At 77.6% G+C, this 12424-nt stretch carries 9 protein-coding genes; 4 read left to right on the top strand and 5 right to left on the bottom strand.

Going from position 1 to position 12424, the window contains the following annotated elements; all coding sequences use genetic code 11:
• Nucleotides 1-24: 24 nt before the first annotated feature.
• Complete coding sequence (locus tag CAE01nite_RS03860; RefSeq protein ID WP_146900222.1) at nt 25-285, top strand: mycoredoxin; 261 nt, start codon at nt 25-27, stop codon at nt 283-285.
• Between the two features lie 59 nt (nt 286-344).
• On the opposite strand, the gene nudC is transcribed toward CAE01nite_RS03860, so the two are convergent.
• Entirely contained in the window at nt 345-1370 is a 1026-nt protein-coding gene (gene nudC / locus CAE01nite_RS03855) for an NAD(+) diphosphatase (RefSeq protein ID WP_146900219.1), read from the bottom strand.
• A 76-nt stretch (nt 1371-1446) separates the two neighbouring features.
• Here nudC and CAE01nite_RS03850 point away from each other — a divergent pair, with 76 nt between their 5' ends.
• Entirely contained in the window at nt 1447-2385 is a 939-nt protein-coding gene (locus CAE01nite_RS03850; protein ID WP_146900215.1) for a phosphotransferase, read from the top strand.
• Nucleotides 2386-2491: 106 nt separating this feature from the next.
• Here CAE01nite_RS03850 and CAE01nite_RS03845 read toward each other — a convergent pair whose 3' ends face one another.
• The 3 genes from CAE01nite_RS03845 to CAE01nite_RS03835 form a co-directional block, all read right to left on the bottom strand.
• The gene (locus CAE01nite_RS03845; protein WP_146900212.1) at nt 2492-5935 is read right to left on the bottom strand and encodes an ATP-dependent helicase; all 3444 of its coding nucleotides are present in this window, start codon (nt 5933-5935) and stop codon (nt 2492-2494) included.
• The gene (locus CAE01nite_RS03840; protein WP_246130989.1) at nt 5932-9168 is read right to left on the bottom strand and encodes an ATP-dependent helicase; all 3237 of its coding nucleotides are present in this window, start codon (nt 9166-9168) and stop codon (nt 5932-5934) included. Before CAE01nite_RS03840 ends, CAE01nite_RS03845 begins: the two co-directional genes overlap by 4 nt.
• Nucleotides 9169-9266: 98 nt before the next feature.
• Nucleotides 9267-10430 carry a DUF3152 domain-containing protein gene (locus CAE01nite_RS03835; protein ID WP_246130988.1) on the bottom strand — a complete coding sequence of 388 codons (1164 nt, stop codon included), beginning with the start codon at nt 10428-10430 and terminating at the stop codon, nt 9267-9269.
• Between the two features lie 46 nt (nt 10431-10476).
• Here CAE01nite_RS03835 and CAE01nite_RS03830 point away from each other — a divergent pair, with 46 nt between their 5' ends.
• Nucleotides 10477-11133 (top strand): TetR/AcrR family transcriptional regulator, encoded by a 657-nt coding sequence (locus tag CAE01nite_RS03830; RefSeq protein ID WP_246130987.1) that lies wholly within the window; start codon nt 10477-10479, stop codon nt 11131-11133.
• 90 nt (nt 11134-11223) lie between these two features.
• Nucleotides 11224-11448, top strand: a complete 225-nt coding sequence (locus tag CAE01nite_RS03825; protein WP_146900206.1) for a DUF3107 domain-containing protein — start codon at nt 11224-11226, stop codon at nt 11446-11448.
• 87 nt (nt 11449-11535) lie between these two features.
• Here the strand turns inward: CAE01nite_RS03825 and CAE01nite_RS03820 are convergent, their stop codons facing one another.
• Nucleotides 11536-12270: a ferritin-like fold-containing protein gene (locus tag CAE01nite_RS03820; protein WP_146900203.1), complete on the bottom strand. Its 735-nt coding sequence runs from the start codon at nt 12268-12270 to the stop codon at nt 11536-11538.
• Nucleotides 12271-12424: the final 154 nt, after the last annotated feature.

Here is a 12424-nt window from a genome sequence, read left to right as displayed (position 1 = left end):
CGACCTGCCGACGAGAGGCTTCCCATGTCGCTGACCACGCCCGCCGCGGGCACCATCACGATGTACTCGACCACCTGGTGCGGCTACTGCCGCCGGCTCAAGACGCAGCTCGGGTCCGCGGGAATCGAGTACACCGAGGTCAACATCGAGGAGCACCCGGACGCCGCGGCGTTCGTCGAGCAGGTCAACGGCGGCAACCAGACGGTCCCGACGATCGTGTTCCCCGACGGCTCGGCGGCCACGAACCCGTCCCTGGCGGAGGTCACCGCTCGCCTCGCGAGCTGACCCAGCGGCCACGCCGGGCGTGGCGGTCCGGAGCCGACGACGACCCGTCGTCGGCTCCGTCAGGCCCCGGGGAGCTCGGTCCCGGCCCACTCCTCGATGAGGGCGCGGGCGATGGACGCCCGCATGGGCAGCAGCACGTCGCCCGCGGCGGCGGCGTCGGCGAGCTCGGCGCGCGTGAACCACCGCGCCTCGGTGACCTCGACGCCGTCGGGCCGCAGGTCCGTCGACGTGGCGGTGCCGCGGAAGGCGAGCATGAGCGAGGCCGGGAACGGCCAGGGCTGGCTGCCGCGGTAGGCCACCTCGCCGACCGTGACGCCGACCTCCTCGTCCACCTCCCGGCGGACCGCCTGCTCGAGGCTCTCGCCCGGCTCCACGTAGCCGGCGAGCGTGGAGAACCGGCGCTCGGGCCAGTGCGCGGCGTGGCCCAGCAGGAGCCGGTCGTCGGCGTCGACGATCGCCATGATGACCGCCGGGTCCGTGCGCGGGTACTGGTCCGTGCCGTCCGTCGGGCAGTGCCGGACCCACCCGGCGTGCGCGACGACCGTCGGCGTCCCGCAGCGCGGGCAGCACCGGTGCGTGCGGTGCCAGGCGGCCAGCGCCACCGCCGTCACGCCCAGGCCCGCGTCCCGCCCGGGCATCGCCGCCCCGACCTGACGCAGGTGCGACCACTGGCGGCCCGCGACGAGCTCCCCCTGCAGCGCGGCGGCCCGCTCGGCCGCAGCCCGCCCGGCCCCGTCGCCGCCGGCGAACCCCTCGAGGTCGGCGGGCGGCACGGACGGGTCCGCCTCGGTGCCGGCGTCCGCGTCGGCATCGGCGAGCACCAGGGCGAGGTAGCCGCGGGCGTCGTCGGCGCCGAGGAACAGCCAGCCGTCGGCCGACGGCGCCGCGTCGGCGACGTCCGCCGGGGCCAGCAGGTCCAGCGCGGAGCCGTCTGCGTCCGCCACCGTCGCGACCAGCCCGCGGTGGACGAGCACGACGCCGGTCGAGTCCAGCGCACGCAGGCCCGCCACGAGCTCGGGGTCGGCACGCCGCTCGGCCGCACGGTCGACGGTCGCACGAGCCAGAGGGAGATCGGTCCAGTCCACGCCGTCACGCTAACGGGATGCGGACACGCCCACCCGGCGGCCCGGGATCGCACGGGGCTCGCCCTACCCTGGCGGTGTGCCTCGCTCACCTCTCTCGCTCGCGGCCCTGGCCACCGTGGCCATCCCCGGGCTGGACGCGTTCGACGTGCGCCGGCCCGCGAATGCCGGCGGCGACGTCGACACGGCCGTCGTCATCGACGCCCAGGGCCGTCGCTGGGTCGTCCGTGCCCCGGTGAGCCCCGGCGCCGGAGCGGCCCTCGAGGCCGAGACCGCGCTGCTCGAGCTGCTCGCCGAGCACGTCGCCGGCGGCCGCGTCCCCTTCACCGCGCCACGTCCGGCCGGGTTCGCGCACCTGCCGGAGGGCGGCCGGGCCGTCGTGCACCGCGAGGTGCCCGGTCAGCCGCTGCACATCGAGGCGCTGCGGGCGGGCCCGGGGCTGGCGGCGTCCCTCGGCCGGGCGCTGGCCGCCCTGCACGAGCTGCCGGTCGAGCTGGTGGAGAACGCCGGGCTGCCCACCTACGACGCGGCCGCGTACCGCGCCCGCCGGCTCGCCGAGGTCGACGAGGCGGCCCGCACCGGCAAGGTCCCGCCCGCACTGCTGCGGCGCTGGGAGGAGCGGCTGGAGGACGTCACGCTGTGGCGCTTCCGCCCCACGGTCGTGCACGGCGACCTCAGCGCGGAGCACGTGCTGACCGACGGCGACACGGTGACCGGCATCCTCGCCTGGGGCGACACCCAGGTCGCGGACCCCGCCGACGACCTGGCGTGGCTGGTCGTGGCGGCCCCGGAGGACGCCGTGGAGTCGATCCTCGAGGCCTACCAGCTGCGCCGGACCGAGATGGTGGACCCGCACCTGCTCGACCGCGCCCTGCTCGCCGGCGAGCTGGCGCTCGCCCGATGGCTGCTCTACGGGGTGCGCTCGCGCGACGAGTCGGTCGTGGCGGACGCGGTGGAGATGCTCCAGGAGCTCGACGAGCACACCCGCGAGCCGGTCAGCGAGCCGTCACTCGCCTGAGCGCACGCCTGCCCGGGCGCGTGCCCTTCTGAGCGTGCCCGCCGGAGCGCGTGCCTGCCGGAGCGCGTGCCCGCCGGAGCGCGTGCCTGCCTGAGCGGGGGACGGCTCACCCGGCCGCCGCCTCGTCCAGCAGCGCCTCGATCTCGGACTCGTCCAGCAGTCGCCGGGGCGTGACCGTGACCCCCGCCCCCACGTAGCAGAACGCGGCGTCGACCCGGTCGACCGGGGTGCCGGACCAGCGGGCCCACGCCAGCCGGTACACCGCCAGCTGGACCTCGCGCGCGCGGGCGGCCGCGTCGTCGGCGGGCGGGCGACCGGTTTTCCAGTCGACCACCACGACCCGACCGTCGGGCAGGTCGAACACCGCGTCGACCCGGCAGCGCAGGACGTACCCGGCGACGGGCGTCTCGATGTCGACCTCCACCGCCCGGGGCCGCAGCGCCGCCCAGGGGGTCGCCAGGAACGCCTGGCGCAGGGCCGCCTGGTCGGCGTCCACGGCGACCGAGTCGTCGTCGGCGCCAGGCAGGGCGTCGACGTCCACGAGCGAGGCCGCGCCGTAGTACCGCTCGACCCACGCGTGGAACTCCGTGCCGCGGCGCGCCTGCACGGACGGCTCGAGCGGGACCGGACGGCGCAGCGCCTCGGCGAACGCGTCACGGTCGGCCGCGAGCCGCACGAGCGCCGACGCCGACAGGTGCGCCGGCAGCGGCACGTCGACCGACGGGTCGCGCAGGCGGTCGCGCTCGGCGAGCAGCAGCTCCGCGGTCCGGGCGAGCGGCACCTCCAGACCGAGCGCGAGCCCGGTGGCCGGTGCGGTGCGCCCCCCGGTGGCGCCGTCCGGCTCCTCGAGTGCGCCCATCGCGGTCCGCACCGCAGCGGCCGCCGCACCGACGTGCGCGCGACGCGGCCCCGTCCCGAAGGGGTCGGACGGCCAAGGGTGGCTGACCGGCTCGGCGGTCCGCGGGTTGGCCTGGCCGTCGGCCGGCTCCGGGGCCCAGTCGTCGGTGGTCACGAGCCCGGCGCGGACCAGCTCGCCGAGGAACAGCGACGGCGGCTGCGGGTCCTTGCGGTCCCGCCACCACGACCCGCTGAGCAGCAGCGCGGACCGGGCGCGGGTCAGCGCCACGTACGCCAGCCGCCGCTCCTCGGCGACCAGGTGCGCGCCGACGTCGCGGCGGAACTCCCGGCGCAGCGCCTCGAGCTCCTTGTGGCCGGCCTGCTCGACCGGGAAGTCCGGGAGCTCCGCCGCGTCCCCGCGCAGCGGGTACGGCAGCACACCCAGGCCGGTCAGCCACCCGCTGTCGACGGGACCGTCCTTGCCGGAGGTCGCGGTGGCGGGCAGCACGCCGTCGGCCAGGCCGGCGACCGCGACGACGTCCCACTCCAGGCCCTTGGCCCCGTGGATGGTGATGACCTGCACGGCGTCGGGGTCCGGCTCGGTGACGGGCCGGTCGAGGCCGTCCTCCTGGGCCTCCGCGGCGCCGAGCCAGGCGAGGAACGCCCCGAGCGTCGGGGTGTCGGCCCCGTCGCTGAACTGGACGGCGACGTCCCGGAACGCGTCCAGGTGCGCCCGGGCGCGGCCGTGGCTGGTGCCCGGCCGCGCGGCGACCTCGATGTCCAGGCCCAGGAGCCGCTCCGCCTCGGCGACGAGCTCGGGCAGGGACAGGTAGGTGTGCGAGCGCAGCACGCGCAGCAGCGACGCGAGGCGCTCGAGCCGGTCGTGGGCGTCCGGTGTCAGGGTCCGGCCGGTCCGGCTGCGCCACCCGCGCGGAGGCAGGTCGTCCAGCGCGTCGACGATGCTGCGGTCGTCGACGACGTCGCCCTCGACGACCGGGGCGTCGTCCTCCGCGGCGCCGGCCCGCACACCCCGTCGCGCCCGCGCGTCGTGGGCGCCCGCGAGCTCGGCAGCCCACTGCGCCAGGGCGTGCATGTCCGCGATGCCCAGGCGAACCCGCGCGCCGGTGAGCAGCCGGACCAGCGCGTCCCCCCGCGACGGGTCGTGCGCCGCGCGCAGGACCGACACCAGGTCGACGACCTCGGGGGTGTGCAGCAGCCCGCCGAGGCCCACGACCTCCACCGGCAGGCCCGCGGCGCGCAGCGCGACCTCCAGCGCGTCGAACTGCGAGCGCTTGCGGCACAGGACGGCGGCGGTCACCCGCGACCCGCCCGGGCCACGACCGGCGGGGCGCCAGTGCTGCAGCACGAAGCCCGCGACCGCCGCGGCCTCCTCCTCCACCGTCGCCGGGTAGGTCGCCACGACGGTGCCGCGCCCGGCCCGGGGTGCGGCCTCCAGGCGCGGGACGGCGACGGTGCCGGTGGGGCTGCCGGTGGGGCTGCCCGTCGGGTCGTCCCCCCGTGCGCCGGTCCGACCGGCTGCGCGCAGCGGTCCGGCGACGTGGTTGGCGGCATCCAGGACGGCGTGGTCGTTGCGCCACGACGTGGACAGGTACCGGACCGGCGCGGGCGCCGTGCGGTCGCCCACGGTGGTCGGGAAGCGCTCCGGGAAGCGCTCCAGCCCCCCGGCGCTCGCCCCGCGCCAGCCGTAGATGGACTGGTGCGGGTCGCCGACCGCGGTGACGGGGTGGCCGCCGCCGAACAGGCAGGACAGCAGCTCGAGCTGGGCGTGCGACGTGTCCTGGTACTCGTCCAGCAGCACGACCCGGAACCGGGCGCGCTCGATCTCCCCCACCGCGGGGACCTCGCGCGCGAGCCGGGCGGCGATCGCCACCTGATCACCGAAGTCGATCGCGTCCGCGGCGCGCTTGCGGCGCCGGTAGGCCTCGACCACCTCCAGCACGCGCGCGCGCTCACCGAGCGAGCGCACCAGCTTCTCCACGTCCGCGTACGGGCCCTTGCGGGGCGCGGCGTCGGGGACCTCGAGGATGCGCTCGACGAGGTGCTCCATCTCCCGCCGGGCGTCCGCCGGGTCGAGCAGGTGCTCGCTGAGCGCGCCGGACAGCGACAGCACGGCGTTGACCAGCGTGGACGTCGCCGCGTCGGTGTCCAGGTCCCCGGCCCAGGAGTCGACCACCTCGTGGGCGAGCTGCCACTGGCCCGCTTCCCCCAGGAGGCTAGAGGAGGGCTCGATCCCCAGCCGCAGCGCGTGGTCGGTGACCAGGGACGCCGCGTAGGAGTTGTACGTCGACACGGTGGGACGGGCCAGGTCCAGACCGCCACCGGCGCCGGCGCCTGCGCCCGCGGGCGTGGGCGTGCTCCCGGGCCCGGCGCCCCCGGCCGCGAAGGTGGGCGGCAGCGGGATGCCGGCCTCGGGCATCGCCCGCAGCAGCCGGCGCAGCCGCAGCCGCACCCGGTCGCCGAGCTCACCGGCGGCCTTGCGCGTGAACGTCAGCCCGAGCACCTCGTGCGGGGCCACGAGCCCGTTGGCGATGAGCCACACGACCCGCGCGGCCATCGTCTCGGTCTTGCCGGACCCCGCGCCGGCGACCACCAGCATGGGCTCCAGGGGCGCCTCGATGATGCGCACCTGCTCCGGGGTCGGCTCGTCGCGACCGAGCAGCCGGGCGATCGCGACGGCGGACAGCCCGCTCACTCGACCACCTGCCGACCCTCGGGCCGCACCGGGCAGCTCGTGCGCACGGGGCACATGGTGCACAGGTCGTTGACGCACGCGGTGAACGCCGACGCCGCCATCGTGGTCGCGACGCCGTCGACCATGGCGTGCGCCCACGTCGACCCGTCCTCGGTCACCTCGAGCCCCGCCTGCCGGCGCACGGTCGGCCTGCTGCCCAGGGCGACGAAGACGAGCTGCGCCCCGGCGCTGCGGGACCCCGCCGGGAGCCCGTCGAAGGCGCCCTCGGTGACCGCGAGCTGGTAGCTCGCGAGCTGCGGGTTGTCCTCGGCCCGGCCGGCGGTCGGCGCCCGCTTGCCCGTCTTGAGGTCGACGACCTGGACGAGCCCGTCGCCCACGTCCTCGACGCGGTCGACGACCCCGCGCAGGACCGCGCGGTCCAGCTCGACGCTGAACGGCGCCTCCAGCAGCACCGGCTCACCGGCCGACGCGACGTACGCGGCGAGGCGGCGGACCATCGCCTCGGCCCGCCGGCGCTCGGCGAGGGACGGCCACCCCGGACGCAGCCCCAGCTCGAGCCAGCGCCGGTCCAGCTCGGCGAGCAGCTCGCTCTCGGTGCCCCGCGGCAGGGTCTGCGCGATCGCGTGGATCAGCGTCCCGAGCGTCTGGCTCGTGCCGTCCGCGACGGTCCCGCCGGCCGTCTCCAGCGCCCAGCGCAGCGCGCACGTGGTCACCGTCTCGGCCTTCGAGGGCGAGACCGGCACCTTCTCGTTCTCGGGCCACAACGGCTCGGTGGTGGTCAACGGCGCGAGGCCGTGCCACTGGGCCGGGTCCGCGCCCTCGACGCCCCGGCGCGCCAGGTGGGCCAGCAGCTGCACGGCCTGCGGGTCGGGCCGCCCGCCGGGCCGGGCCACGCTCTCCTCCAGGCGTGCGCGCAGGACCCCGACCAGCCCACGCAGGTCCAGCGGGGCCGGAGCGGTGGCCAGCCGCTCGTCACGCTCGTCGCTGCCGTCCCCCGCCTCACCGGACCCGTCGGGCGGCTGGACCAGGTCGACGAACGGCGACGGCTGCTGGTCGGCGTCGGCGACCGCGGTGACGAGCAGCGCACGCCGCGCGCGCGAGGTGGCCACCGCGAAGGACCGCAGCTCGTCGGCCAGGACGGCGGCCCGGGCCTCGCCGCCGGCCACCTCCCCGTCGGCGGACCGGCCCGCCAGCAGCTCCACGAGCGCCTGCGCGCCCAGCAGCGAGTCGCGCAGGCGCAGGTCCGGCCAGGTGCCGTCCTGCACGCCGGCCACCACGACGACGTCCCACTCGCGCCCGGCCGCCCCCGCGGGGGTGAGCACCGCCACGGTGTCGGCGTCGGCCGAGCGGGCGGCGAGGCTGTCCGACGGCAGGTCCTGGGACTCCAGGTACTCGACGAACGCCAGCGGCGCCGCCTGCGGCAGCCGGTCGACGAACGTCTCGGCGGCGCGGAACAGCGCCAGGACGGCGTCCAGGTCCCGGTCGGCGCGCGCCCCGGCTGCGCCGCCCGCGAGCGCCGCCCGTCGCCACGGCTCGGCCAGCCCGGCGGCGGACCACACCGCCCACAGCACCGTCTGGGCGGTGGCGCCCGGCTCGAGGCCGGCCAGGCGGCCCGCGGCGAGCAGCTCGGCCAGCCGGCGGGGCCCGCGCCGGACGGTCGACGGCAGCGTCGCGGTCCGCGCCGGGTCCTGCAGCATCTCCACGAGCAGCGCGTCGCTGGCCCGGCCGCCGCCACCGGCGAGCTCCTCGGCCCGCAGCGCGCGACGGACCCGGCGCAGCCCGACCGCGTCCGCCCCGCCGTACGGGGAGGTCAGCAGGGTCGTCGCGGCCTCCGCGTCGAGCGTCACCGGGTCCAGGGCGCACCGCAGCGCCAGCAGCAGCGGGCGGACGGCGGGCTCCTCGCGCAGCGGCACGTCGCTGCCCAGCACCGAGACCGGGACCGACCCGCCGGCCAGGGCGCGGCGCAGCGCGGTGACCTGGCCGCCGGACCGGGCGACGACCGCCATCCGCCCCCACGGGACACCGCGCTCCAGGTGCGCGCTGCGCAGCGCGTGCACGACGTACGCGGCCTCCTGGGCGGGGCTGGGCAGGATCGCGACCCGTGCCGTCGCGCCCGTGGTGGCGCCGTCCGGACGGCCGACCGCGCGGCGGTGCCGGACCCCGGCGACCGACCCGATCCCCTGCGTGACGGCCGTGGTGACCGCCCGCAGGGCCGCCGGCTGCCGCCAGGCCGTGCCGAGCAGGAGGCTCTCGGCGCCCAGCTCGCCGAGCCCGCGGCCGGCCGCCGTCGCCCGACCGACCAGCGCGGGGAACGCCCCGCGGAAGGTCTGAACGGCCTCGTCGGGGTCGGCGAGCAGCAGCAGCCGCGCGCCGTCGTCGGCCAGCACGCGCAGCAGCCGCGCCGTGGCGGCCGTGCTCTCCTGGTGGTCGTCGACGACGACGAGCCGCCAGCGAGGGCGGGCCGCACCGGGCACCTCGTCGTCCCAGGCCAGCAGCGCCTCGGCGGCCTCGTCGACGACGACGGCCGGGTCGAACCGGTCGCCCGCGTCCGGGGTGGACTGCCGCAGCCGTGTGACGTCCAGGTACTCCCCGTACAGCTGCGCCGCGGCGACCCACTCCGCGCGGCCGTGGCGCCGGCCCAGCAGGGCCAGGTCGTCCGGTGCCAGACCGCGCTCGGCGGCGCGCATGAGCAGGTCGCGCAGCTCGTCGCGGAAGGACCGCACGCCGATCACGTCGGCGGGGACCGCCGCGGGCCAGCTCAGCGGCACCCCGTCGCCCGCGGCGTGCCCGGCGAGCAGCTCACCGAGCAGCAGGTCCTGCTCGGGGCCGGAGATGAGCGTGGGCGGCGGCTCGCCGAGGTGTGCGGCCCGCGCCCGCAGGACGGAGAACGCGGCCGACGCGGCGGTCCGGACCATCGGCTGCCCGGCGGTGCGGCTCAGGCGCGCGGAGAGGCGGTCGCGCAGGTCCGCCGCGGCGCGGCGGGTCGGCACGAGCACCAGGACGTCGTCGGGCGTCAGGCCCAGCGCGTCGGTGGCGGCGACGACCGCCTCGATCGCCGTGGTCGTCTTGCCGGTGCCCGGGGCGCCGAGGGCCAGCAGGGCGCGCAGGTCCGGCGCGCAGACCCGGTCGACGACGCGGCGCTGGTCGGCGTCCAGGGCGACGGCGCCGCCGCCCACGACGGACGGACGGACGAGTCGCACCCCGGTCGGCTCGAGGAGCAGGGAGGCGGTCACGGCACGGATCACATCACGCGCCACCGACATGCCCGTGCCCGCGACGCGCGGGACGTGGGACACCCCGCCCGCACCGGCCCACCCGGCCCCGCGTTGACCTACGGGAAGGGCCACCCGTTGGGGGTGCAGGGCGCCACGCGGTAGGACTGCTGCTGCATGATCGGCGCCGGCTGCCCGGCGCCGGGGCACTCCTCGTGCGTGTGCCCGAGCAGGTGCCCGACCTCGTGGTTCACCAGGTACTGGCGGTACAGGTGCCGGTCGGCGAACTCGCCGGTGGCCTCCACCCATCGGCGCAGGTTCAGCACGGCGTGGCCGTCGCGGCCGCAGGAGACCTGGCCGGCGGTGGGCAGCGGCGCGCACATCGCGTCCACCGTCGCGGGGGACGCGAGCACCACGCGCACGTCGGCCGGCCCGTCGGTCCGGGCGAAGGTCACCGCCCCCTGCGCGCCCCAGCCGCGCGGGTCGTTGAGGGTAGCCATCACGACGCCCGCGAACGCCGCACCGTCGACCGCCAGCCCCTGCTCGACCTCGACGCGCACGGACGTCACCGGCGCGGTCCCGGGCGCCGGGGACGACCCGGGGACGACGTCCAGGACGCCGGACCCCGACTCGAGCACCTCGACGGACAGCAGCCCGTCGGCCCGGTCCGTCGGCGACAGCCACACCGGCCCCACCGTGTCCCGGGGGACGACCGTGGGCAGCGGCAGCGGCCGCACGTCACCGGGCAGCCCCCCGGCCGCGGCCTCGAGCCGCTCCGCGAGCGCCGCCAGCTCCGCCGCCGCCCCCACCTCCGCCACGCTCGCGGCCGCCGGCTCGCCGGACGCCGCGGGGACGGGCCCGGGGGCTCGCTCGGTCGAGGGCCGCGTCAACGCCGCCCGCGCCGTCGCCACGTCGGTGGCGCCGGAGGCGGCGCCGACCTCGCCCGCGACCCGGGACCCGGCCACGCCCGGGTCCGCGCCACCGGGCAGCCCCTGCACCGCCGCGCCGGTGCCCAGGCCCGCGGCCAGCCCCAGGGCGGCGACCGCCACCGCGAGCGCACCGGGGCGTGCGCCGCCGGCCACGGGCGCCCCCGCGGGGCGCGCACCACCGGCCACCGGGACGACCGTCCGGACCGCTCCGGGGGCGGCAGCGCCGCGCGCACCCAGGCCCGCCCGGACGCCCGCCCGGACCCCGCCGAGCACTCCGCGCCGCGTCCGCGGGCCCCGCGCGTGCCGGGCGGAGGTCCCCGGCAGCACGGCGGGGGACCTCCGGCTGGGGCGCACCGGCATATCGTCCCCCCGGTCAGGGGTGCTGGCTACCATTCGCCGGGTGACCCCAGCCGAGCGACCGCGCAGCCCCCGCATGCCGCGCGACGCCCGTCGGGCCCAGGTCCTCCTGGTCGCGCGCGACCTGTTCTCCGGCGACGGCTTCCACCACGTCTCCATGGACGACATCGCCGAGCGCGCCCAGGTGTCCAAGCCCGTCCTGTACCGGCACTTCCCCTCCAAGCTGGACCTGTACCTCGCCGTCGTCGAGGAGCAGGGGGTCGAGCTGCTGCGCGCGGTCGACCAGGCGCTGGAGCCGATCGAGCAGGGTCCGGTCCACCGCGGCGACGGCCGCGGCGTCGTCCAGGCGCTGGTACGGGCGTACTTCGACTTCGTGGAGGTCGCCGGGGAGTCCTCGTCGCTGCTCTTCGAGTCCGACGTCACGCACGACGCCGCCGTCCGGGCACGAGTGGAAGGCGCCGGATCGGAGGCCGCCCGCGGGATCGCCCGGGTGCTCGGGGACGTCACCGGGCTCCCCACCGACCACACCGCACTGCTCGCGGCGACGCTCGTCGGCATGGCGCAGACCGGCGCCACCAGCCGCTTCCGCGGCGGGGGCGGCCTCGAGGTGGACGACGCCGTCGACCTCGTCGCGCGCCTGGCGTGGCACGGGGTGGCGGGCCTGATCCGCGAGGACTACGAGTACGGCACGACCGCCTAGGATTGACGGCGGCTCGCGCACCGGCTCAGGCGGTGCCGGCACGACGCGACCGGATGACAGGCCGCGGGGACACGACGGAGAAGAGGCACCGTGGACATCACGATCGGCGTGCAGCACCTGGCCCGCGAGCTGGTGGTCGAGTCCGACCAGACGTCGGAGGAGGTCGCCGGCGCCGTGCAGGCGGCGCTGGACGGCAAGCCGTTCCTCGAACTGCGCGACAGCCGGGGCCGTCGGCTCATCGTCCCGACGCGCTCGATCGGGTACGTCGAGATCGGCTCGGAGGAGACGCGCCGGGTGGGCTTCGGCTCGCTCTGAGCGCAGCGGCGGGACACCCGCCGCACGACCGCAGGGCACCGAACGGGCGCCGTCCGCAGCTGCGGACGGCGCCCGTCGTCGCGTGCGTCAGGCGGTGAGCCCGAGCCGTCCCATCCGGCGGGTGTGCTCGGCGGTCAGTCGGCCGAACAGCCGGGCGGTGAGCTCCGCGGTGTCCGCCGGGGTCGACCCGGTCGGGGCCGTCCCGGTCGGGGCCGTGCGGTCCGCACCGGCGTCCCCGCCGTCCAGCGCTAGACGGGCCAGCGCCGGCTGGCTGACCAGCAGCGTCTGCACGACACCGAGCGCCTCGCCGACCAGCCGCCGGCCCCACAGCGCGAGCCGCGACGCCAGGACGTCGTCGCGCGCCGCGGCCTCGGAGAGGGTGGCGACCGTCAGGTCGGCGTGGCTGGCGCCGTCGAGCACGTCCATGACCAGCTCGCGGGTCCGGGGGTCCAGGCCGGCGGCGGCGGCCTTGCAGAAGTCGTCGGCGACGCCGTACCCGACGTAGGCGTTGAGCATCCGCTCCCACCAGGACCCGGGGGTCGTGCGGGCGTCGAAGTCCTCCAGGACGCGGGCGTACCGCTCGAGCTCGGCGTCCGGTCGACCGCCCAGCTCCTCGATGTGCTCGAAGATCCGCTCCAGGCGCGCGACCGCGCCCGCCGAGAACCGCATCAGACGCAGCCGCTGGTCGGTGGTGGGCGCGAGCGCGGAGTCGGCGGCGAGACGCGTGAAGGCCACGAGCTCGAGGTGGGCGACCAGGCCGAGCAGCGCCAGGACGTCGGTCCGGTCGGCGCTCTCGGGTGGCGCCGTCGTGGCTGAGGTCATCCTCCAGACCCTACCGATGCGCCCGGACCGGCGTCAGATAGCATGGACGCGTACATCGGTTGCCCGGTCGTCCCGACCGCATCGCCCCGCAGACGCCCCGCGCCTGGCTCGGTGACACTTCCACGATCGGCTGCCGGCCACTCCTCAGCGATGA

It is taken from the genome of Cellulomonas aerilata (assembly GCF_007991755.1).
GTDB lineage: Bacteria > Actinomycetota > Actinomycetes > Actinomycetales > Cellulomonadaceae > Pengzhenrongella > Pengzhenrongella aerilata.
The sequence above is the reverse complement of the archived record's forward strand: the minus strand, read 5'-3'. Positions and strand labels throughout refer to the sequence as shown.